The 22,241-nt window shown below is 43.8% G+C and carries 22 protein-coding genes and 1 riboswitch; of the genes, 18 read left to right on the top strand and 4 right to left on the bottom strand.

Features of this window, described 5'->3' with window-relative positions:
• Window positions 1-101 precede the first annotated feature (101 nt).
• The 10 genes from BMW94_RS19650 to BMW94_RS19605 all read left to right on the top strand — a co-directional run bounded on the left by BMW94_RS19650 (window position 102) and on the right by BMW94_RS19605 (window position 10,648).
• Window positions 102-485 carry a hypothetical protein gene (locus BMW94_RS19650; protein ID WP_091000639.1) on the top strand — a complete coding sequence of 128 codons (384 nt, stop codon included), beginning with the start codon at window positions 102-104 and terminating at the stop codon, window positions 483-485.
• A gap of 157 nt (window positions 486-642) precedes the next feature.
• Window positions 643-1,038, top strand: a complete 396-nt coding sequence (locus tag BMW94_RS19645) for a VOC family protein (RefSeq protein WP_063565201.1) — start codon at window positions 643-645, stop codon at window positions 1,036-1,038.
• A gap of 284 nt (window positions 1,039-1,322) precedes the next feature.
• Window positions 1,323-3,023 carry an NAD-dependent malic enzyme gene (locus tag BMW94_RS19640; RefSeq protein WP_091000638.1) on the top strand — a complete coding sequence of 567 codons (1,701 nt, stop codon included), beginning with the start codon at window positions 1,323-1,325 and terminating at the stop codon, window positions 3,021-3,023.
• Window positions 3,024-3,271: 248 nt separating this feature from the next.
• Complete coding sequence (locus tag BMW94_RS19635; RefSeq protein ID WP_091000637.1) at window positions 3,272-3,838, top strand: TetR/AcrR family transcriptional regulator; 567 nt, start codon at window positions 3,272-3,274, stop codon at window positions 3,836-3,838.
• Window positions 3,839-4,183: 345 nt separating this feature from the next.
• Window positions 4,184-5,338 carry a glycosyltransferase family 2 protein gene (locus BMW94_RS19630; RefSeq protein WP_091000636.1) on the top strand — a complete coding sequence of 385 codons (1,155 nt, stop codon included), beginning with the start codon at window positions 4,184-4,186 and terminating at the stop codon, window positions 5,336-5,338.
• Between the two features lie 33 nt (window positions 5,339-5,371).
• A complete protein-coding gene (locus BMW94_RS19625) occupies window positions 5,372-6,652 on the top strand; it encodes an aminotransferase class III-fold pyridoxal phosphate-dependent enzyme (protein ID WP_091000635.1) in 1,281 nt (426 codons plus the stop codon).
• Window positions 6,653-6,938: 286 nt separating this feature from the next.
• Window positions 6,939-7,970, top strand: coding sequence for a zinc-dependent alcohol dehydrogenase (locus BMW94_RS19620; RefSeq protein WP_091000634.1), 1,032 nt, complete (start codon window positions 6,939-6,941; stop codon window positions 7,968-7,970).
• 85 nt (window positions 7,971-8,055) lie between these two features.
• Window positions 8,056-9,300, top strand: coding sequence for an MFS transporter (locus tag BMW94_RS19615; RefSeq protein ID WP_091000633.1), 1,245 nt, complete (start codon window positions 8,056-8,058; stop codon window positions 9,298-9,300).
• 65 nt (window positions 9,301-9,365) lie between these two features.
• Window positions 9,366-9,959 carry a DUF1349 domain-containing protein gene (locus tag BMW94_RS19610; RefSeq protein WP_091000632.1) on the top strand — a complete coding sequence of 198 codons (594 nt, stop codon included), beginning with the start codon at window positions 9,366-9,368 and terminating at the stop codon, window positions 9,957-9,959.
• 47 nt (window positions 9,960-10,006) lie between these two features.
• Window positions 10,007-10,648 (top strand): HAD family hydrolase, encoded by a 642-nt coding sequence (locus BMW94_RS19605; protein ID WP_175480770.1) that lies wholly within the window; start codon window positions 10,007-10,009, stop codon window positions 10,646-10,648.
• Here BMW94_RS19605 and BMW94_RS19600 read toward each other — a convergent pair.
• Entirely contained in the window at window positions 10,645-11,460 is an 816-nt protein-coding gene (locus tag BMW94_RS19600; RefSeq protein ID WP_175480769.1) for an AraC family transcriptional regulator, read from the bottom strand. The two genes, BMW94_RS19605 and BMW94_RS19600, sit on opposite strands and share 4 nt — an antisense overlap.
• Window positions 11,461-11,702: 242 nt before the next feature.
• On the opposite strand from BMW94_RS19600, the gene BMW94_RS19595 reads away from it, so the two are divergent.
• The 5 genes from BMW94_RS19595 (at window position 11,703) to BMW94_RS19575 (ending at window position 15,596) form a co-directional block, all read left to right on the top strand.
• Window positions 11,703-12,833, top strand: coding sequence for an NAD(P)/FAD-dependent oxidoreductase (locus tag BMW94_RS19595; protein WP_091000629.1), 1,131 nt, complete (start codon window positions 11,703-11,705; stop codon window positions 12,831-12,833).
• An 8-nt stretch (window positions 12,834-12,841) separates the two neighbouring features.
• Window positions 12,842-13,132, top strand: a complete 291-nt coding sequence (locus BMW94_RS19590) for a hypothetical protein (RefSeq protein WP_091000628.1) — start codon at window positions 12,842-12,844, stop codon at window positions 13,130-13,132.
• 46 nt (window positions 13,133-13,178) lie between these two features.
• Window positions 13,179-13,277, top strand: a riboswitch (TPP riboswitch).
• 121 nt (window positions 13,278-13,398) lie between these two features.
• On the top strand, window positions 13,399-14,070 hold the full coding sequence (tenA, locus tag BMW94_RS19585; RefSeq protein WP_091000627.1) for a thiaminase II: 672 nt from the start codon (window positions 13,399-13,401) through the stop codon (window positions 14,068-14,070).
• A gap of 43 nt (window positions 14,071-14,113) precedes the next feature.
• Entirely contained in the window at window positions 14,114-14,647 is a 534-nt protein-coding gene (locus tag BMW94_RS19580) for a GNAT family N-acetyltransferase (protein WP_091000626.1), read from the top strand.
• A 49-nt stretch (window positions 14,648-14,696) separates the two neighbouring features.
• Window positions 14,697-15,596: a TetR/AcrR family transcriptional regulator gene (locus BMW94_RS19575; protein WP_091000625.1), complete on the top strand. Its 900-nt coding sequence runs from the start codon at window positions 14,697-14,699 to the stop codon at window positions 15,594-15,596.
• Between the two features lie 163 nt (window positions 15,597-15,759).
• Here BMW94_RS19575 and BMW94_RS19570 read toward each other — a convergent pair whose 3' ends face one another.
• Window positions 15,760-17,199: a DHA2 family efflux MFS transporter permease subunit gene (locus tag BMW94_RS19570; RefSeq protein ID WP_091000698.1), complete on the bottom strand. Its 1,440-nt coding sequence runs from the start codon at window positions 17,197-17,199 to the stop codon at window positions 15,760-15,762.
• A gap of 281 nt (window positions 17,200-17,480) precedes the next feature.
• On the opposite strand from BMW94_RS19570, the gene BMW94_RS19565 reads away from it, so the two are divergent.
• The gene (locus tag BMW94_RS19565) at window positions 17,481-18,086 is read left to right on the top strand and encodes a TetR/AcrR family transcriptional regulator (protein ID WP_091000624.1); all 606 of its coding nucleotides are present in this window, start codon (window positions 17,481-17,483) and stop codon (window positions 18,084-18,086) included.
• A 67-nt stretch (window positions 18,087-18,153) separates the two neighbouring features.
• Here BMW94_RS19565 and BMW94_RS19560 read toward each other — a convergent pair whose 3' ends face one another.
• Window positions 18,154-18,813, bottom strand: coding sequence for a hypothetical protein (locus BMW94_RS19560; RefSeq protein ID WP_091000623.1), 660 nt, complete (start codon window positions 18,811-18,813; stop codon window positions 18,154-18,156).
• A gap of 570 nt (window positions 18,814-19,383) precedes the next feature.
• Here BMW94_RS19560 and BMW94_RS19555 point away from each other — a divergent pair.
• The gene (locus BMW94_RS19555) at window positions 19,384-20,616 is read left to right on the top strand and encodes a cytochrome P450 (protein ID WP_091000622.1); all 1,233 of its coding nucleotides are present in this window, start codon (window positions 19,384-19,386) and stop codon (window positions 20,614-20,616) included.
• Window positions 20,617-20,779: 163 nt separating this feature from the next.
• Here the strand turns inward: BMW94_RS19555 and BMW94_RS19550 are convergent, their stop codons facing one another.
• Window positions 20,780-21,055, bottom strand: a complete 276-nt coding sequence (locus BMW94_RS19550) for a hypothetical protein (protein WP_091000621.1) — start codon at window positions 21,053-21,055, stop codon at window positions 20,780-20,782.
• 189 nt (window positions 21,056-21,244) lie between these two features.
• On the opposite strand from BMW94_RS19550, the gene BMW94_RS19545 reads away from it, so the two are divergent.
• Window positions 21,245-22,204 carry an ArsR/SmtB family transcription factor gene (locus BMW94_RS19545; protein ID WP_091000620.1) on the top strand — a complete coding sequence of 320 codons (960 nt, stop codon included), beginning with the start codon at window positions 21,245-21,247 and terminating at the stop codon, window positions 22,202-22,204.
• The last annotated feature ends 37 nt before the right edge of the window (window positions 22,205-22,241 follow it).

Genomic DNA, 22,241 nt, shown 5'->3' with positions numbered 1-22,241 from the left:
CTTTTTTGGCATGAATGATTTCCATTTAAAACAAATTTTGAAGGAATAAGAGATATAACCAAGGAATAGTAAACATAAGTTTCAAATAAAAGGAGGCTATCATGACCACTACATTAATTACTATTGTTGCTGTTATTGGTTTTGGGATTATAGCAGGCACGATCATTATGGTTATGATATTTAAACTGCTTCGTAACAACAATCAGAAACAGCATTTTCGAAAAAGCATTCTAACAGAGGGAATTCCCGCAGAGGCGGTTATTCATGATATTACACAAACTTCATCCAGTATGGATGGAAGGCCTGGAGTGCGACTGGATTTGACCGTAACCCAAGTTGACGGCCGTACCTTTCCCACGATTGTAGAGACATATATCCCGGTTACACATATTCCTCAATTCCAGAAAGGAAATGTCATTCACGTAAGATACATTGTAAACGGAAATGAACGAAAGGTTGAGGTAGAGGATGCCTATGTTCCGTGAATTTGACTGTTGAACGCAGCGATAGGGGGCATATTACCATTAAAATGGTGAGGTTCTACATTGACTAGAAGTATGAACTGGTTTAGAATTAATTTATCTCGATAATCTAGATACTTTATTTTCGAGATAAATTAATAGAAGAATTGAGGCAGCTCATATGAAAATTAATCACTTAAACTTAACGGTAACTGACGTTATTGAGGTTCAACATTTTCTCGAAACATATTTTGGATTAACCTGTTACGTCAATGCAGGTAAAGCATTTGCGGCTATGACCGACGACGATGGATTTTTATTAAACTTAATGTATGGCAAGGATATCAAATATCCAGAAACTTTCCATGTAGGGTTCCCGCAAGACAGTAAGGAAGAGGTGGATAACTTGAACCAACGTCTCAAGAACGATGGAATTCAGGTAGAAAGCCCGGCAATTGTTCATGGTTCTTATACCTTTTATCTTCAGGCGCCGGGTGGAATCACACTTGAAGCATACTGTCTCATCGAAGGGGAAGATCCAACCAAAGGACCTCGTCCATCATTTGGAAAACTATAAAAATGAATTCTACTGAAGCCACGAATTTCGTGGCTTTTTTGTATTTCACAAAAACCTGTTTATAAAATGAATTTGTTGAAAAATAACAAAGTGATAAATTTTATTTATCGAAATGAAATTGAATTTCATTCATGAAAGTTTCATGAGTTCGTTTACATGCCATAGAAAATATTTTATAATTGTCATCGGAAGATCTGTAACTAACTAAAAGTTACTAAGTATTAAAAATAAATTAAAAGGACGTTAAAACGTCAAGAGACATCATGAAAGAAGGCAATCAGTAAATGAATTCATTTTTTGTAGATTCTGATGGAAACTTAAAAACCGCTTTGAAAGGCAAGGATGTTCTGTCCAATCCCATGTTGAACAAGGGTACTGCCTTTAACGAAGAAGAGAGAAGAGAACTTAACCTGAATGGTATCTTGCCACCGATGGTTTTAAATATTGAAGAACAAGTGAGTCGAGTATATCAACAATTACAGAATGAATCGGATAATTTGCGGAAAAGCATCATGCTTAGTGATTTGTTCAACCGAAATATTGTCCTATTCTACCGTCTAATGAAGGATCACCTTAGTGAAATGCTGCCGATTGTGTATACACCTACGGTCGGACAAGCTATCCAGGAATATAGCCATCAGTATCACAGACCTGGCGGTTTATATTTATCCATTAATGATATGGATGGGCTGGAGGAAGCTTTCCGTAACAGTGGTTTACATGCTGGAGATGTGGATTTGATTGTGGTGACCGACTCGGAAAGTATTCTGGGCATCGGAGACTGGGGCGTTGGCGGCATTAAGATTGCCATTGGTAAACTCGCGGTATACACAGCAGCCGTAGGCGTTGATCCAAGCCGGGTATTGCCTGTCGTGCTGGACGTCGGAACAAATAATCCCAAATTGCTGAATGATCCATTGTATGTGGGTAACCGTCATGAACGGATTCGCGGGGAAAAATATGATCAATTTATCGAAGCCTTTGTGAAAGAAACAACAAAGTGGTTCCCGGATATCCTGCTTCACTGGGAAGACTTGGGCAGCGTGAATGCCAGAAATATTATTCAGAAATATGGGGAAGAACTGCTTACGTTTAATGATGATATTCAGGGAACGGGGGCAGTTACACTTGCGGCGATTATGTCCGGAGTTCAAGTGACGGGTGTGCCTCTTCGTGAGCATCGTGTCCTTGTTTTTGGTCCAGGGGCCGCTGGTATTGGTAACGCAGATCAGATTCGTGACGCCATGATGGAAGAAGGACTTGAGAGGGAGGAAGCTGAGAACCGGTTCTGGGCTTTCGATTACCGCGGAATCCTTACCGATGAGACGGAAGGTCTATTTGAATTCCAGAAACCATATGTGCGTAAAGCTGCGGAAGTGAAAAATTGGGCATTGAATGAGCAGGGACAAGTTAGTTTGCTGGAAGCTGTGAAACAAATCAAACCAACGATTCTGATCGGGACGTCCGGTGTGACAGGTGCCTTTAATGAACAAGTTATCAAAGAAATGGCGAAGCATGTGGAACGCCCAATCATTATGCCGATGTCCAATCCGACCTCGCTTGCCGAGGCAGCACCAAGAAGTTTGATTGAATGGACGGATGGCAAAGCACTAATTGCAACAGGCAGTCCATTTGAACCTGTCATGTTTAATGACACTTTATATGAAATTGGTCAATCCAATAATGCTTTTGTGTTCCCTGGTTTGGGTCTGGGAGCGATTGTGGCGAAAGCATCGAAATTCACCAAAAACATGTTCACCGCAGCTGCAGTGGCCGTAGCTCATTCGGTAGACTCCTCTGCACCAGGTGCTCCACTTCTGCCCAGAGTGAAAGAGCTGCATGCTGTCTCGTACAAAGTTGCAGTGGCAGTCGCTAAGGCGGCAGTGGAAGATGGCGTTGCGCGTGTAGAATTGAAAGACGTTGAAGAGGCTGTAAAAGCTGCTATGTGGCATCCGGTGTACAAACCGCTGTATGCAGCCGTTTAATACAATTTATCCCTATTGCTCATCTTGACCAATAGATATAATATCAATGCTAAAAGCCGCCGAAGCGCGGCTTTTTTAGCTGTCCATATACAACACCCAATATAATGAACACGAGTTTTATTACTCATGTGGAGTCCAGATATCCGTTTTAATGAGGAACTATGCTATAATTTTAAAGTCACATTCCAATCAAATGATGGATAGATGAATCAATTTATAGATTAAACTCCCCAAGAGGTGTAAACCCGTTGAAAAAAGAAATGACATCGATGAAGCAAACGAGACTTAATTCCATCCTGGACGAAGCAACCAAACTGCTGATTGAAAAGCCCAATGCATCCATGAATGATATCGCAGACTCTGCAAAAATCGGCATTGCGACCCTTCATCGTTACGTGGAGAGTCGAGAACAATTAATGGTTTATCTGGGTTTGCGTGCAATCGAGGTGGTCAGTGAGGCCATGCAAAACATTCATCTGGATGAGGAAAACTGTGAAACGTATATTCCGGAACTGATCGAAGTGCTCATTCCGTTAGGGGATAAAATATTTTTCCTTACCCATGATGCAGCTATACACTATAACCCTGAGATTGAGGGAGCAGATTTGAAGCTGAGAGAACCTATACTGCATGCGGTCAGTTTGTTACAGCAAAAGGGTTATTTTCGTCAGGATGTCAATAAAAACTGGATTGTAGATGTGCTGTATTCTATCCTGTTTCTGACGTGGCAGCAGGTTGTGAGTGGTGATATTGCTCGTAAATCAGCAGCTTCTCTGGTTGTGGATACGTTCTATCATGGCTTTAGGTCTAGATAATAGCCGCTACCTTACAGCAACATACAATAATGATAAACACCCCATTGTGGAGTCAGTCGTGTCATTGGATACGAGACTCACTTTGGAGGTGTTTTTTTGCGTGGAGAGCTATCTGCGATACTTGAAAGGCGCATATTTTCTTTTCGGTACATATTCATATTTTAACAGAGTTCAGAATTTAAGATTTCAAACTTACAAAAAATGATATAAATTTCTAGTAGATTCAAATCATTACCAAATTAAGACAGTGAATTTACGACAAGGAGGTCGATAATCTGCGCTGAACTCGATAACGTTTCAACTCGCTTTTGCACGCATTCCATCATATCCAACAGGAGGGATTCCATGCTTTACACCATTATTGTGCCAGTTAACCAGGACTATAACATTTTGAACCTGTTCACGGACTCATTGCTACGGACCGTAAGCCCGTCCACTCAAATCATTTTTATCAACGATGGTTCCGGTTCTGCTGTCTTACAGCATTTGGAGAAACTGAAACAAGAGGTTAGAGAAGGTGTAACGATTGAAATTCTTCAGCATGATTTTCCACTCGGTTGTGCTGTATCAATTAATAGCGCACTTCGGCGAGCAGAGGGAGATTATATTTTCTTCCTGGATTCCGATACGATTCTTCAACCGAACTGGCAATCAATGATGAAAGAGACGATGGACAGCGACATTACGATTGGTATGATTGGCGGTGTTCTGCTCTATCCGCAAACGGGAGGTGTGCAGCATTGTGGTATTGCATTTGCCGATACAATTGGGCGCCACTTATTTCTGAACGCTTCGCCTGAAGACATTCCGAAGGAAACATTTTCAGTTCAGCTTGTTGTATTCGCCATGTTCGGCATGAAGAGGGAAGTGTATGAAATGGTAGGCGAGCTGGATGAGAAGTTCTTTAACGGATATGAGGATTTTGATTATCAGATGCGAGCACGGGCAGCCGGATATGATACGGTCATTAATCCGAATATTCTCGCCTATCACTGGGAACGGAGCAGTGGCATTCATCGCAACTTTAACCGGAAAAACAATCTTGCACGCTTCTGGAAAAAGTGGGGTGGGGAAATTGAGGCCGATGTTTGGCCATTCGTATTCGGTCATCTGAAAGAACAGCTGGATAGCCAGAGTGAATATCAACATCTGCCGATCGTTGGCATTGATCTTGCAGAAGTTCGCAGTGACGCGGATACGTTCTGGACCAAGCTGGAGGAAGCTGACATTGCACCTGTTGCTGAGGTACGTGACTATTCCAACCGCTTTAACTCTAATGGAGCGATCTGGCTGCCGCAGGTTCTGGGCAAGGAGCTGATTCATAGCGAGAACCGATTATTGTTTCTCGTGGACAATTTCGCCCGGTTGCTGGAAAACCGTTACTGGATCGAGATGAGACATGCTCATCGGGCTAAAGATCTGATCATTGATCTGTATGGCAATGTCATCACCATGGATCGTATATATGATGGCTGCTGGCCAGGCTCCAAAGTTCGCTAACTCACAAACCAAGTAAACAGGGAGGAACCAAAGGTGAAATCAAAAGAGAGCACGCTGGATCGTGCCGTAAGGTTTACACGGAATCTGGAGTGGTTGGAACATGTCGAAAAGGTCATTCCGAGCGGATGCAGTACGTTAGCCAAAGCACCAGAGCGATTATTTCCGGGATATACACCCGTATGCTGCGCAGAAGCACGCAATTCCCGTTTTATAGATATCGACGGAAATGAATGGCTGGATTGTGAGATGGCCATGGGTACGGCGCCATGGGGGCATGCACGACACGAAGTTCAACTAACCGTTATCCATCAGCTGAAAAAAGGGACAAGTTATTCTATTCCTGCTGACATTGAACTTGAATGCGCTGAACTGATTTTGGAGCGGTTTGAAGGCCGCTACCCTTCATTGCGATTCACCAAAAGCGGCGCCGATGCCGTCAGTGGAGCCGTACGTCTGGCTCGTGCGGGAAGTGGCAAAAGCAGGGTCATCGCAACGGCCTATCATGGGTGGCATGACTGGTCTGCCTATGGATACTATGGCCGTGAAACGAAAGAGCGAGGCATCCCCGTGGATATCGAGCGCACAACAATCTGGATAGATAAGCCCTCACCAGAGCGTATCGAGGCCCAAATCCAATCCTCTCCCGAGGATATCGCCTGCATTGTCCTTTGTCCAAATGAATGGAAACGTGAGCCGTTGACGCAAGTTGTATCCCTATGTCGGTCATTGGATATCATTGTCATATTTGATGAAGTCACCTCCGGCATTCGAATGGGCAAGCAAGCTACAGCTGGGGAGTATGACATCTGGCCGGATCTGCTTTGTATTTCCAAAGGCATGGCGAATGGACTGCCACTCGCAGCCGTAATGGGACCGGAACATCTGATGTCATTATCAGGACAGGTCAGATTCAGCAATGCGCATTCCAGCGAGACCACTGCGCTTGCGGCAGCGATTGCATGTGAACGATTGATGAAAAGCGCTAAAGTATGGCCTAGCTGGCGCGAGGCTACCATTCGAATGATGGATCTGATTGAAGCCGAATTCGTACTTCTTGGATTAACCGATCAATTGGTGTTGAAGGGTACCTATGCGAGCTTCTCCATTAGCTCTATTTCGGAGGAAAACTTTCATACCGATCCGTTCCGTGAGTTTATCGTCAAAAGAATGGCCCACTTCGGAATTTTTACCAAAGGGTACTTTATTTTCTCAGATGCTCATAACCGGGATGAATTGTTGTGGGTGGAGGAAGCTCTCTTGCAGACACTTTCCGACTGGAAAGAAATGCTGAAACAGCAACACCTTTCGAATTGAGATTTACGAAAACGTTTAAAATTTCATCCAAATTATATTAGTTGAACTATTCATTTACACGTGAACGGAGAGGACAGAATAAACCTGAAAAAGCGGAACTAAGAGCTTTCTGAAAGAAAGCTACATCGGAAGCATACACCTCGCCTTTATCCCCGGATTTTCCCCTTTAAAAAAAGGAATTAAAAAATCTGGGGATAACAGCGATTGGAAGGTTGTTCTGATCGGAGTGGATTGTGTAAAAACTTTATTTCAACTTATATAAAACATTGACTAGGAGGAATATTCAATGAAAGCACTCGTATATCAGGATCTTAAACAGGTGACTTACCAGGATATTGAGGAGCCAACCATACAAAAGCCAAACCAGGTAAAAATTAAAATCTATGGTTCAGGCATCTGCGGTACAGACCTGAATATTGTCAAAGGCAAAGTGCCGGCGAATAAAGGAACGATTATTGGTCATGAAGGTGTAGGTACAGTGGTTGAGGTGGGCGACGAGGTTCGTGGCTTCAAGATAGGTGATCGGGTATTGGTTGATCCCACGCAATCTTGCGGTACCTGCTCCTATTGCCGTGAAGGTCTTTTCATCTATTGCGAGAATTTTGATGACTATCAAGTAGGGATGACGACGCACGGTACATTTGCAGAATATTACGTAGGGGATGAGAAGTATATCTATGCCATCCCGGATTCCATGAGCTGGGAAACCGCTATGATGATCGAACCGCTTGGTTGTGTACTTCAGACGTTCATGAAAGCAGGAGTCAAACCAAGTGATTCCGTCCTTGTGCTGGGTTCCGGTGCCATTGGTTCGTTATGTCAGCTTGTAAGTAAACGACTAGCCAGGCTAACTGTAGGAACAGAAGTAGATCCATACCGCAAAGAATTTGCTGTAGGCATAGCTGATCATGTTTTCTATCCTCAGGAACTCACGCTCGATAAAGTATACGAGATTAATAACAATAAGAAATTTGATATCGTGGTGGATGCTGTCGGAAACCAGCTTCATGTGGGATTTGAGCTGATTGCCAAAGGGGGCAGAATCATTCCTATGGGTTATGACGACAGCTATGAAGTGACGTTTAAATCCACACACGTAATTAATGATGGTATTAGTATCATTGGTGCGGTAGCTAATCACTCCATGATCAGTACAGCATTGAAATTTGCACAAAGTATTCCCGAACTGGAGCAAATGGTGACATCGACGGAGCTGCTGAGTGATTATGAACAGGCATTTAATGGGACAATCGGGTATCATCTGCGTAGCGGAGAGAAATTGCCCATGAATTCGGTTAAAACAGCTTTGATCTTGTAAGCATGTAGACATTTGCGGGTTTGCCGCTGCGAAAAGCAGGAGTTCGCAGCGGTGAAAACCACCGCATAAAAGGGGGAGATAGCGATTGAAGCTGCTTCAGGATTTGCCGAGAAATCCGCGGTACTCCATCTTACTTGAACCGGTATGGGCCATTCCGGGCACGATTGTTCTTTTTTATGCTCCTTTATATATGAAGGAAGCCGGACTTTCGGATATTGAAATTGGTTTGATTAATTCGGTCAATCTTTATTTTGCCTTTATATTTCAGTTATTTGCCGGTTCAATCACGAATAAGCTTGGCCGCAAGCGAACAACACTGATTTTTGATCTGATTGCCTGGAGTGTTCCCATGTTCATCTGGGCGTTCTCCCAGAATTTTTGGTTGTTTCTGATCGCTTACCTGCTGAATGCAACCTCCAAATTTGTGACGGTTTCCTTCAACTGTCTCATTATTGAGGATGTTGAGGAACACAAGCGATCCAAGGTATTCGCCATTCTCAACATGATCATTACGGGTGCTGGAGTACTGACACCGATCGCCGGGGTAGTGATTGCTGATTTTGGCATTGTGCCAACACTAGCCAGTATTTATTTTGTCGGTGGCATCCTCATGACCGTCATGTTCTTCATTCGCAACCGATATACGGATGAGACCGCAGTAGGGAAGGAACTTATGGGAATGCATAGCCAGACCCGGGTGATTCAGAGTTTGGCTTCCAGTATGCGACTTTTCGGCAAATCATTCTACAAACGGAGACTTTTACCGATTATTCTCATCACGGTGCTTTCCAATCTGATCCTGCAGCTGAACTTTTTTCAGGTGATTTTTTTCAAGGAACAATTAAAATTCAATGATCAGATGATTTCATTTATCCCGGTCGTCACCGCTGTAACCGTCATGCTCTTGTATTTGGTCATTATCCCGCGTCTGAAACGGCGTTCAGAAGAGAAGTATGTCAGTTTCTCGATCATTTTGAGTACAGTGGGGGCAATACTTTTTCTGTTGATCCCTGCGGGAAATATAGCCATGTTATTTCTGACTCTAATTGTACTGGCGGCAGGCAATTTCATCTTACAAACGTACCGGGACTCACTGCTTATGAACCGATTGGGTACACATGAAAAAGCGGATATGTTCTCGGCAGTGCAGACCGTCATGACGTTAACCGCGATTCCATCAGGTTACCTGACAGGGCTACTGTATCACTATAATCCTGTGCTGTTATTCAGTGTCATTCTTATATTTTACATCGTACTCATGGTCATTATGTTATTCCTCCCTGATCCCCAGAAACACTCCCAAGTGATCAGTTCTTACAAAAATATGTAGGAGAAGGGGTTTTCTGTATAACGAACGAATATATAATACAGAAAATGAACCTGGGAGGCATAGAAATGACAAACGTATTTGCAACAGAAACAAGAAACCAAATGAACTGGATTAATGAGCCGAAGACCTGGTCTTATACCGATCAAGGCGTTCTAATTGTAGAAGCTCAGGCTGATACAGACTTTTTCCAGGACCCAGCGGGTAAACACATCCGTGCAACCGCGCCATTTCTGTCGATGCCGGTGCCTAACGATTTTGAAATGACGACCCAGCTAACCGTGGACATGCAACATCAGTATGATTCCGGATGTTTGATGGTGATGGCGGATGAACGAAACTGGTGCAAACTTTGTTTTGAGTATGATGGAAAAGCGGCTACCATTGTGTCGGTAGTAACGAAGGAAGGTTCATCCGACGATTGCAATTCGGTTGAAGTTCCCGTAACCAACCCTTATCTGCGCATACGCAAAGTGGAGGACTGCATTTCATTTTTTTATTCACCCGATGGGGTGGAGTGGAAATTAATTCGATATTTCGGCATGCCGATAGAAGGGGAGATTCGGGCTGGAGTTGTTGGACAGTCACCAGCCGGAACGGGATGCACCTGTCACTTTTTATCGATGAATGTTACCCGCCCGGACGTGACTGCACGCTTCTAAGCCCATCTCCCTGCCAATCGGCTGATCATTGGAGGGAGAAAAGCGTCATGGTAAAAGCCTTTATTTTGGATTTTGATGGACTGATTGTGGACACGGAGACTCCCTGGTTCTATGCTTTTCGCGATATTTATAAAGAGCATGGACTTGAACTTGGCCTGGAGCTTTGGTCGAAAAATGTAGGGACATCGTTTGAAGAATTTCATCCTTTTCTATACCTGGAGCAAGCGCTGCAAAAACCGATCGATCACGAGCATATCAAGTTGCTCTCTGAACAGAAATACGAAGCATACCTGGGGCAGGCAGCAATTCTTCCAGGCGTGCATGAGTTGCTCCAGTCTGCCCGTAAAAAGGGAATTCAACTTGCTGTTGCTTCCAGCTCTACCCGGGATTGGGTTCATGGATATTTGCGCACACTCGGCATTTTCGAACTATTCGATGTCATTCATACAGCCGAGGACGTCAAGCGGGTTAAACCGGACCCGGAATTGTATCTGCTCGCCCTGGAGAGTCTCGGGATCGGGGCTTCCGAAGCGGTTGTGTTCGAAGACTCGCCGAATGGACTGAAGGCAGCCAAAGCCGCGGGGATTCGCTGTGTCATTGTGCCTAACGAGGTAACGCGTAATCTGGAATTCTCGAAGTATGATCTGCGGTTAACCTCGCTGGCAGAGATCACGATGGAAATCCTTTAACTCTGGTATTGCTTGCGTAACTCGATAGGGGAGATTCCTTCATATTTTTTGAATACGGAGCCAAAATAACTGGCGCTGTTGAAACCAACAGCCCGGGCGATCTCGTGGGCCGTTATTCCGGCGTCATGAACGAGCATTTCTTTGGCTTTCAATAACCGATACCGTGTCAGATAATCAAGCGGAGTCATTTGGAACTCCTTTTTGAATATCCGATTCAAATGCTGTTCGGTGACGTTCATTTGCTGAGCCAGCATGGAGAGCGAGATATCCTGATCATAATTTTGCTTGATAAAAGTAACCAGTCCGGTGAGCTTTAATCGGGCATCCGAGCGTTCAAAAGCACCATAACGATCGCCATCAATGGTTAACCTGACCAGTACCATGTACAGCAATGCGGATACGTGCCAGATCTGATCCTTGTGCCGGGACTGCAGCGCCAACGTTATTTCATGCAACAGGATATGAAGCATCCCATCCGGCTTGAAGGCGCGCAGCTCCCCGATCTGCAAGGTATGCAGAAACCGAGGCAATAAATAGCCATTAAAGGACAAACAATCGAACAACAATGAATCACTCAGATTGTCGTAACGGTATGTGACCTCCGGGAACATAATAAGAGCTGTTCCTTTCCGAATCGAAAACTCATGATTTTGGGCTGCAATTTTCCCTGTTCCCCCGATACACTGCACAATACTGTAATCCCGTGAATGGCCGTTCCAATTCATTAATTCATCTACGGTCAGCTGGTTTTGACCTGTAATCATAAGCGGCATATCGGTATCCAGTGAATTCCCCGTACTAGGTTTCGGCATCGTTGTGTTATTCCTCATTTCGTTAAAGGTCGTGTGCGTAAATGGCGCGGATACAGCGTTAAAAGAAACCTGATTTGAATTATATTACATAAATAACATTAATTTAAACGAACTATTTACTTCGATGAACGACTTATCGAAAACCTTTTAGGAATATGTATCATCATGTCGATGCCTTGCCATTATCAGACCAAACAGTATACGCTATAATGGATACAGTGATTTAGGAAAGGGATGCAGTCATGAAGAAAGTCATCGTCGTAGGATCAGGAATTCTTGGGGCTTCCACAGCATATCAATTGGCAAAACGGGGTGCGGAAGTTTTTATTATAGACCGGAAAGATCGAGGGCAGGCTACGGATGCTGCTGCCGGGATCATCTGTCCCTGGTTATCTCAGCGCCGCAATCAGGATTGGTATCAGCTTGCCAAGGCGGGTGCACGTTTTTATCCCGGTTTGATTGAAGAACTCAAGAGTGAAGGGGAAACGGAAACGGGTTACGCTCAAGTGGGTGCTCTTAGTATTCATACGGATGTAGAGAAAATCAACAAGATGCAGGAGCGAGCACACCTTCGTAAAGAAGATGCACCGGAGATTGCCGATATTACCCGTCTGGATGCAAAAGAAACCCATGAGCGTTTTCCTCTCCTGGAGGAGAACTTTCAGTCCGTCTACATCAGTGGTGCTGCGCGTATCGATGGACGTGCACTGCGTGATGCCTTAATCCGATCGGCACAGCGAAATGGAGCGGTCCTGATTAATGGGGATGCGACACTTCAATATGAATCGGACCGAGTAACTGGAGTGGTTGTTGACGGTAAAGTCATATCGGCTGACGAGGTTATTGTGTGTGCCGGCGCTTGGGCTAGTGAACTGTTGAGGCCCTTGGGCATTGATTTTAAGGTTCATTATCAGAAGGCGCAAATTATGCATTTGCAGGTTCATGATCGAGAAGACACGGGGAACTGGCCTGTGGTCATGCCTCCTTCGGATCAATATCTGTTAGCCTTTGATCAACAGAAGATTGTGATCGGGGCGACTCACGAAAATGATATTGAAGGCTATGATATAAGAGTAACCGCAGGCGGAATGCAGGAAATTTTGAATAAAGGATTGGAACTGGCTCCCGGTTTAGCGGATAGCACGTTTCAGGAAGTAAGAGTAGGTTTTCGTCCGTTTACACCAGGTTTTCTTCCGGTGATGGGTGCTGTTCCTGGTTGGAATGGCTTGATCGCAGCCAACGGGCTTGGAGCGTCTGGGCTAACGATGGGGCCTTTTATTGGAAGTCAACTTGCCAAATTAGCTCTGGGTATGGATTTGGATATTGATATTCAGCCATATGACCTTGGAAAAGCAATGGATGATCAGAAATGAGGTGAACGATGACGTATTCACAGCGCTTAACTCACGGCAACTCATCAGACATTATTTATCTGGAGCACCAGATTGGCATCGCCGAGGAGGAATTAGCAAAAGCCGAGGAAGAGCGGAGGGGTTACGAATCGGAATTAGACAAGTTAAGGACGTCTCCAGCGTATCATGCAACTTCAGCGACGAACGTCTCTAATGAGCAAAAATGGGTGGAGGAGTTAAACAAGGTACAAAGTATGATTGAGGATATCCGCACCCGACTTAAGAACTTGCAAGAAGAGTTAGGGGAACTTGAAGATTAAAAGGAATAGTTTGACATTTGGAAAAACACATGTTGTAATAAGCCTGAGCTATTTGCAGGGGGACTGTTCGCAGTTGAGAAGGTTAAAACCTGACCCTTTGAACCTGTTAGTTAATACTGACGTAGGGAGCAAATGACATGTACTCATGTTATTTTGCCCTTGCCGAAAATAGGTCAAGGGCTTTTTGGTTTGCATTTTGGGTGACAGAACGCGATAGCTGGATGTGAAGCTGGGACATTATAATTTTAATACAAGGAGAAATGATCATGTCATTTTCAAGAAGGTTAAAAGATAAGTCCATAACCGTATGGGAAGATGGGTACAATCATCCCTTTTTACACGAAATGGGGAAAGGCACACTGGATCAGGAAGCGTTTAAGTTTTATCTTCTTCAGGACTATACATATCTGATTGAATATGCGAAGATTTTTGCCATGGGTGCGGTGAAGGCGACAGATGAAAAACTGATGACGAACTTTACCGTGATTCAACACGCTATTTTATACAAAGAAATGGATTTGCATCGAAATTATATGAAGGAATTCGGAATTACGCTGGATGAAAATCATGCTGTCAAACCCTCTCTTTACAACAAGGCGTATACGTCGAATATGATGAGTGTTGCACAAACAGGTGGGGTTGCCGAAATCATCGCCGTCATTTTCCCTTGTGCGTGGACGTATTACGACTATGCCACAAGATTAAAAGAACAATATCGAGATTCATTAGAGGGCAATTTCTATCAGACTTGGATCGAAAATTATGCAAGTGATGAATTCCGCGACTCATTCGAATGGTTCTATGATACACTGGATGCATTATGTGAACATAAAACCGAGCAGGAGCTGGAGGTCATTGAAGACATATTCAGAAGAAGTGTTGAATTTGAATATCTGTTCTGGGATATGGCTTATAAACGGCAACTCTCGTACTTCTGATGAATGCAATCTACTACAACCAGAGATAAGGATGAACATACAGATGAACAATCGTGGAGAACGCATCTATTTACGATTTTTGAACGTGGAGGACGCGCCGACACTGCTGGATTTGCAGTTCCGTAACCGGGCTGTTTTCGAAGAGATATCGGCAAGTGAACGATCAGAGACATTCTATACACTGGAGGGTCAGATCGCCCTTCTTGAAGGCTGGAACAAGGCAAGGGAAGAAGGGAAACGGTACTCTTTCGGGATCTTTCTGAACCATACGCATGAGCTTATTGGGGAGATCTCTCTGTTCGAGCTTGAACTGGATTCCACCGCCAAATGGATTGTTGGTTATGTGCTTGATCAGGTGCAGAATGGCAAGGGATATATGAGTGAAGCCCTTCAGCTAGCACTGGATTTTGCCGTGAATGAAGCGGGCATAAAACGAGTGGAGGCAGGTGCGCTGCCCGACAATGCCGGATCGATTCGAGTGCTTCGCAAGGCGGGCTTTCAGGAGACGGATCGGCAGAATATTAAAATCAAGGGAATATGGAAGGAACATGTGATGTTTGCAGTGGATTTGCAGTAGATTGTTGAATACTGTAACGTGAACCACCTAACTCATCCAGGGGGAACTTATGAATAAACGGAAACAAATGTTATTGGACTCAGCACTTGTGCTCTTTGAGAAATATGGAGTAACCAACACCTCCATACAGATGATCCTAGACGAGTCAGGTGTGTCCAAAGGAACATTTTACAAATTCTTTGGTTCAAAGGATGATTGTATTCTTGCCATTCTGGAGCAGCGTGTACAGGAAGACATGATGATTCGCAAAGATTTGGAGAGCCAAAGCTATGCTTCCGATTTTGATCTACTGGTGGATCAGATTATGGTGCCGATGATTTTGCCGGAAAAAAAGCTTGTTGTGGAGCTATTCTGGACAGGCTTCTACTCTGGCGAGTGCGATCTGGAACATTTGACTCGCATGCAGATCAATTGGTTATCTGAACGACTGGTACAGGTATTTGGTGAAGAATTAAAACCTTTCGCTTATGAAGGGGCCATTTTTGGTTTTGGCATGATTCATCAAATCTCGAATATGTGGAGAAACTTCCATCTTGACCAGCCGGATTGGAAGCATCTTGTGCCCAAAATCCTGAACTACATTGAAATTTTGCTTCGTGCCATGCTGGAAAGACAGGAGCATATTATTGACTTTCCAAGTCTTTCGATGATCGCTCCTGATTCCAAAGAACTTATGCTGGATAAAAACAATCTGATTGCAGGTCTTCAGAAATTCAGTCATTCTATTCTCCAATTGCAAGTACCTATTAAAGCGAAAGAACTGACCAAAGGGCTGCTTGTTTTAGTTGAGCAGAAAGAGATCAATATCTCCATGTTGGAAGTAACGCTACAGGCGTTTCAAACGGAATTTGAATCGTCTTCTCTTCAGTGTGAGGCAAACAGGATTGTCAAAGACTGCAGATCGTATCTCGAACAATTCAGGCAGATCCTCATGGAGAGAACGAGTTAACGCAGCTGTTCTTACTTACGTGTGCAGGCAAATTGTTCATTTATATTATGTAATACACCACAAAAAAGCGGCAGATTGGACGTAAAGCTTAGTGTCCTGATCTGCCGCTTTTTATATAAGATACAATAGGCTCTACATGATGTAATTCATGTAAATATTGCTCTTAATTTGTATTCATCGAGACTTTTTGTCTTACAGGCTGTTTGGAGTCTTCCTCCGTCGCTTGTTTGGTACGTTTGATGAAGAAGGAAAGGAGCAATCCAAGAACGGCAATGCCGATAATGACAACGTAAGCATCATTAATTCCCTGGATCATGGATTCCATTCCCAATTGCTGCTGGGTTAAACCTTTGGCTGCGCCCGTTGCCACCATATCCTGTACATGTGCCGTTGTGCGACTGGTCATTACACTTACGAGCAATGAAGTACCCACAGCGCCAGCTACTTGTCTGACGGTATTGGATATCGCTGTACCGTGTGGTCCTAGTCGTGGTGGCAGTTGATTCAAACCTGCCGTTTGGATTGGCATCATGAGCAGGGCCATACCAATCCGACGACCTGTTGACATCAATACAAGGTAGGTATAGCTGGTAGAATCGGTTAGATCGATGAACCCGATCGTGGTTACGATCGTGATAACCATCCCGATAATCGCCAGCCATTTTGCGCCAAACCGGTCAAACAATCTGCCCGTTATTGGCATCAGGAAGCCCATGACAAGCGCTCCTGGAAGCAATAATAACCCGGACTCCAATGCCGTGTAACCCCGTGCATTTTGGAGGTATAAAGGAAGCAACATCATATCAGCATACATGATCATCGTGATCGCGATATTAATGATCGTGGTCAGAGAGAACATATTATACTTGAAAGCCCGCAGATCGAGCAGCGGATTTGCAGACGCGAGCTGTCTCCATGTGAACAGTCCAAGAGCAATAACTCCTGCTGCAAGGCATATGATGACTTCTGCGCTTGACCATCCCAGACTTCCTGCCCGGCTGAAGCCATACAGCAATGCGCCGAATCCAATCGTGGACAGCATTACGCTGAGTGTGTCGAACTTGAGATTGACTCGTTCCGATACATTTTTGAGATATACAAACGCAAAACCAATAACAATAACGGTTAGTGGGATCATCCCGTAAAACATCGTTTGCCATGTGTAGTTCTCAAGAATATAACCAGCAAGGGTTGGCCCAATCGCTGGAGCGAAAATGATGGCAAAGCCGACCATGCCCATCGCGGCGCCCCTTTTCTCAGGAGTGAACAAGGTAAGAATGACATGCATTAACAATGGCATGATAATACCGGCACCGGCTGCTTGAACCATACGTCCAGTCAACAGTGTACCGAAGTTACTCGCAAGGGCAGATATAATCGTACCGATGAGGAAAATAAACATCGAAGCTTGAAATAATTGCCTTGTCGAAAAGCGTTGCATGAAATAGGCCGTGATGGGAATGAGTACACCATTCACCAGCATGTAGCCTGTCGTAAACCATTGGGCTGTTGCTGCTGAGATATTAAAATCACCCATCAGCTCCGGAGTTGCCACACTCATAACGGTTTGGTTCAATGTGGCAAGAAATGCACCCAAAATCATAACAAACAGTATGGGGCCCTTTTTTACGTCATCTCTTTCTTTTAATCTAGCCTGACTCAATCCATTCCATCCTTTCAATCTACACGTGACTAAATTTACAACGTGTTGTATAGTTTACATTGTATTTATTGAATTATATACATATTCCCGCAGATTACAATTTACGATTTTGGGTATTTTCGTTGCTTATTTTACGGATTAATAAAATATGTCGCCTAATACGGAAATAAACGACTGATCATTTAAAATTGTAATTTTTAAAATTTGAGGAGTGATTTTGCATGAAAAACGATAAGAAATCTGCCACTGATCCTCGTATACTTCGCACAAGACAGTTGATTCGTGATGCTTTTGTAGATCTTTTGCAGGAAATGGACATCGAGAAATTATCCGTCAATCGAATTGCAGAACGAGCGACGATCAACCGCGTGACCTTCTATTTGCATTATCGGGACATCACAGACATGATGGAGAAAATGGCGGATGAGATGATTGAGCACATTGAACGGATTGTGGACGAACATGCTCCTCAATTTGAGGATGCCGCCAAAGATGATGGTTGGCCAGTACTAGTGAAATTGCTTGAACACTTTGCTGACCATTCCAAATTCTATCGCGTCGTTCTCGCGTCCAGACGAACACCTATTTTTACGGAGAGACTATTGAAATTGCTAACAAAACTCGTTTCAGCCAAGATCGAAAGCTTGGAGCTGGGGAGCTCTCTTTCACAAGCGGGTATTCATAAGGAGATTGCCATCTGGTACAGTTCCTCAGCCCTGATTGGCACCATTGTATCGTGGCTTCGCAATGACATGCCTTATGCACCGCATTTTCTTGCCAAACAGTTCTCTTTAATTCGAGCGTATTCGTACAATGACTTGATTTAACAAAAAAACATCCGGTATAGTCAGGCTCAACTATACGCAGATGTCTTTTCAACAGATTATAACGTGGCTAATCTCCTGTTGGAGTTCGTAATATCATATACAGCCCGATGAGTGCTGCCAGAGCACCAAAAATGATGCCTGACAGTCCATTGTAAAAGGTAGGATCTCCTTTGTAGGAAAATGACATGATCGCAGTTTGTGTTAATGAAAGTGAGATCAATGATGAGGAGAAGTTCGTCAGTTTGATGGCTTCGATGACCGGCTCATTATTTCGTCTCGCCATAATGGCGCCCCCAAGAGAAACCGCGATTTCGGTAAAAGTAACGGCAGCTATGATGAAGGCGACATATTGAGGATAATGCGTCCTGCTGCCTGTAACGAATAATAACTTGCTGCAATAGATGATGTAGACCACACTTGAAGCGAGTACTATATTGCCTATAAATCGATATGCAGCGTATTGTTTTTTCAAGATTTCCTCCGGGCTGGAATCATCAAGATTCGAGTCCTCATGTGCTTTTGCTGCGTAATACTTGGCAACAGCGATGCCGATATTATAAAAGGCGTTAATGCATAAAAAGAAGGAGAGCGAGAAGATTCCCAAAAGTATTTTTCCAACTGCGATAAGGGCATTAAGTGGAATAGATAATTTTGCAAAGTAGATAATGCGATTATTTTTAACTTTAAAAACAGATTCTCCTCTATTCACTGGACGTATCCAATTCACTGTATCCCTCCCGAACGTGTAACCCCGATGTGCAAACAATGAGTCTAGTGTTCAAGCATACCATAGTAAACCATATGGTCCACATATGAGGTTTAGACATGTTGCTCCCTGCCTGGTTGTAATCCTGTATAAATGATGTTTACATTTCTTGAGTTTGTTTATTTTGCCCCAATGTACATAACCCTTGCTTCCCGATCGGCGAAAAATGGATCTACTGCAGATTCCTTCTTTATTCTCGTTATTAAATATACTAACAGTATAAAAAAACACCTTGAATTATCCAAATTATGAATTTGGTTCGAAAGATTCATTCCAAATAATATACGGTTAGTATAAAATTGGTTGTGCGCTGAACTGTCAATTCATGTGCCAACCAAAGGAGGAATGAAGGTGACCGATAATCCGCAGCTAAAGTCAATCCGCACCAAGGTAAATTTTCTTAACTCCGAATTCATTTGTAATCCGTCTGTTTCCTGTCTATGAAGAGTTAAGCCAGGGCGTGATGATCAGAGGCATGGACGAAATCCCTCTTTCCAATGGAACAAAATAGTTCGAGAGGCGGTGTACTGGATGTACAAAGAAGTGATACGTGTTCACGATATAACCAATTTCCAGTCCAGATCGGAAGAGTTTTTTCCTCTTCACTGGTTTCGGAAAATGTTGTCGGAGAAACCAATCTACTATCATGAGGATACGGATACCTGGAATGTGTTCAGATATGACGATGTCAAGCAGGTACTAAGCAATCATGAATATTTTTCATCCGAAGGCTCAAGAACAACCATTTCAGTTGGAGCTAAAAACAAGGAAGGCACACCGCCGGACAAAATGAATATTTCGAGTATAGATCCTCCGCGTCATCAAAAAAGCCGTTCGTTGCTCTCTGCTGCTTTTACACCCCGCAGCTTGAAAAATTGGGAGCCTCGGATTCGGAACATTGCGAAGCAGCTGGTGGAGGATATCGAGCTCAATACAACGATCGACATCGTACAGGCACTCGCAGCACCATTACCTTCCATGGTTATGTCTGATTTGTTGGGCATTCCGCTCACGGACAGCCATCGCTTCAAAAGCTGGGTAGATATTCTGTTTCAACCCGCCAATAGAGAAGATGCAGAGGCAATGGAAAAGAAAAAGCAGGCCGCAGCGCAGGAGTATTACCAATTCCTGTACCCTATTGTCGTTCAGAAACGTACTCAGCCTGGCGATGATATCATTACGGATCTGTTGAAAGTCGATGTGGACGGCGAGAAGTTTTCCGATGATGAGGTTGTTCGAACCACAATGCTTTTGCTCGGGGCGGGTATCGAAACAACCAGTCACATGGTATCCAGTACATTTTATTCATTTCTATATGATGACCCCAACTTGTATGTGCAATTACGAGAGAACCCTGAGCTGATCCCACTTGCCGTGGAAGAGATGCTTCGTTATCGCTTCCATAACGCCAAGCGGCACCGGACCGTGAAGAAGGATAATAATCTGTTGGGTGTAGAATTGAAAAAAGGGGATGTCGTCATTTCCTGGATGAGTGCGGCGAATATGGATGATACCGTATTTGAAAATCCGTTCGACTTAAACATTCACCGTCCCAATAACAAAAAGCACCTTACCTTTGGGAATGGTCCACATTTCTGTCTGGGTGCTCCTCTGGCGAGAATGGAATTGAGTGTTGCTTTGACCGCATTTGTAGAAAGGGTGCCTTTCATCGAATCGGTTGAATCATTTGATTTGGAAAACAACCTTACCGTCTCGGCTCCAGGCCAATCTCTGACGCACTTGCCTGTGAAGATTGTGCATTAAGAGAAAGAGACTCGTATCATAAAGTGAATACAAAAAAGCCGTAATTGGATGTTTAACTACATCCGATCTACGGCTTTTATAACGTTCAAGTTATATTGAGCTGTTTATGTAACAGAGTAGAGAGAGATTTACCGCAGTAACCATACCATATTATAAGAGAAGATCACATTAGAGGAGGTTGCGATGAAGACTCGAAGTGGTCTTCTTTTTGCGTCATATCTCTGTTTCCATGAGGAACGGAAAACTGCTGGGCGAGAAGCTGCTGTTCCTTGATGAGCAGATCGACTTTATCGTGCAGATGGTCCAATTGTTTGTTGTAATGCTTGTAGGTATAGAATCCAATTACAGCCTTAATCGCGAAGAAAATAACAGCTGCCGCAATAATCAATATATAGTTAGAAGCAATATGCCTGATCCAGCTATTGAGTTCACTTATCACGTATAACTCTTCCTTTCACAAGAAATGCAGATTACTTTTATTCATTGCCTTTACTATAAGAAAGATTACGTGGAAAATGTTCTCAAATGAATTCCTCCGAAAGCAGGGTGAAGCTTGGCAACATTGTGTTTATTGCGGTTATTCAGTAGAATTATTTTAATTAATCTTTTTCAAAGGAGAGCAAAATACGTGCTGGAACTCAGCTTTAACGACCCAGAAAAACTGGTAACTGTAACCCACGCCCTGTCGACTCGTTCACGGATTGACATTCTCCAGCTTTTAAATGCCAATAAATTAAACATTATCGAAATTGCCGAAGCACTTAACCTGCCCGTATCAACGGTAGCCAACCATATTAAGGTGCTGGAGGCAGCCCATTTAATACATACGGAAATGCTTCCGGCCTCTCGCGGGGCCATGAAGGTTTGCAGCCGCAATTATAATGATATTCATATTGCCCTGGATCGAGTGAGTTTTTTTCCTACACGGGATACGAATGTCTATGAAGTTCAGATGCCGATAGGGCATTACAGCGACTGTGAAGTTGCGCCAACATGCGGCATGGCGAGCACGGAGGACATGATTCTGAAGGAAGACGACCCGGCAAGCTTCTATCATCCCAAGCATATTGATGCCCAGATCATCTGGCTGGCCAAAGGTTATCTGGAATATTTGCTTCCAATGGATATTCCGCAAGGTGCAACGATTGAAGCTTTGGACTTGTCCATGGAAATCTGTTCTGAAGTAGCGACGTATAACAATGATTGGCCCTCGGATATTTCCGTTTGGGTGAATGGCACTGAGATCGGAATGTGGACTAGTCCCGGAGATTTGGGCGACCGCCGTGGTAAACTGAATCCGGCATGGTGGTCTGATGGCTCCACACAATATGGAATTCTCAAAAAATGGCGTGTAGACAGCAACAAGACCATGCTGGACAAGGAGAAAATTTCGGATGTGTCCCTGTCAGATCTTCATCTGGAGGATAAACCCAAGTTAAGATTGCGCATTGGAATTCATCCGGATGCCAGGCATCAGGGAGGCATGAACCTGTTTGGCAATGAGTTCGGAGATCATGAACAGAACATTATGATGCAGGTAAGGTATACGATGAATGCGGGTGATACAGATGCGAGATATACCAAATAACGGTACTTTATTTTTCGTGATTATCGAGCGTTTTAAA

Source organism: Paenibacillus sp. OK003 (assembly GCF_900109515.1).
GTDB classification, from domain to species: Bacteria; Bacillota; Bacilli; order Paenibacillales; family Paenibacillaceae; genus Paenibacillus; species Paenibacillus marchantiae.
Note: the sequence above shows the minus strand (reverse complement) of the source record. Positions and strands in the feature narration are given on the sequence as shown.

Excerpts from the sequence above, each read along its gene's own strand:
- BMW94_RS19620 (WP_091000634.1), top strand. The coding sequence starts at position 6,939 with ATGAAAGCACTCGTATATCAGGATCTTAAACAGGTGACTTACCAGGAT.
- tenA (WP_091000627.1), top strand. The coding sequence starts at position 13,399 with ATGTCATTTTCAAGAAGGTTAAAAGATAAGTCCATAACCGTATGGGAA.
- BMW94_RS19565 (WP_091000624.1), top strand. The coding sequence starts at position 17,481 with ATGAAAAACGATAAGAAATCTGCCACTGATCCTCGTATACTTCGCACA.
- BMW94_RS19610 (WP_091000632.1), top strand. The coding sequence starts at position 9,366 with ATGACAAACGTATTTGCAACAGAAACAAGAAACCAAATGAACTGGATT.
- BMW94_RS19600 (WP_175480769.1), bottom strand. The coding sequence starts at position 11,460 with ATGCCGAAACCTAGTACGGGGAATTCACTGGATACCGATATGCCGCTT.
- BMW94_RS19650 (WP_091000639.1), top strand. The coding sequence starts at position 102 with ATGACCACTACATTAATTACTATTGTTGCTGTTATTGGTTTTGGGATT.
- BMW94_RS19555 (WP_091000622.1), top strand. The coding sequence starts at position 19,384 with ATGTACAAAGAAGTGATACGTGTTCACGATATAACCAATTTCCAGTCC.
- BMW94_RS19575 (WP_091000625.1), top strand. The coding sequence starts at position 14,697 with ATGAATAAACGGAAACAAATGTTATTGGACTCAGCACTTGTGCTCTTT.
- BMW94_RS19590 (WP_091000628.1), top strand. The coding sequence starts at position 12,842 with ATGACGTATTCACAGCGCTTAACTCACGGCAACTCATCAGACATTATT.
- BMW94_RS19595 (WP_091000629.1), top strand. The coding sequence starts at position 11,703 with ATGAAGAAAGTCATCGTCGTAGGATCAGGAATTCTTGGGGCTTCCACA.
- BMW94_RS19645 (WP_063565201.1), top strand. The coding sequence starts at position 643 with ATGAAAATTAATCACTTAAACTTAACGGTAACTGACGTTATTGAGGTT.
- BMW94_RS19580 (WP_091000626.1), top strand. The coding sequence starts at position 14,114 with ATGAACAATCGTGGAGAACGCATCTATTTACGATTTTTGAACGTGGAG.
- BMW94_RS19605 (WP_175480770.1), top strand. The coding sequence starts at position 10,007 with ATGGTAAAAGCCTTTATTTTGGATTTTGATGGACTGATTGTGGACACG.
- BMW94_RS19570 (WP_091000698.1), bottom strand. The coding sequence starts at position 17,199 with ATGATTTTGGGTGCATTTCTTGCCACATTGAACCAAACCGTTATGAGT.
- BMW94_RS19630 (WP_091000636.1), top strand. The coding sequence starts at position 4,184 with ATGCTTTACACCATTATTGTGCCAGTTAACCAGGACTATAACATTTTG.
- BMW94_RS19640 (WP_091000638.1), top strand. The coding sequence starts at position 1,323 with ATGAATTCATTTTTTGTAGATTCTGATGGAAACTTAAAAACCGCTTTG.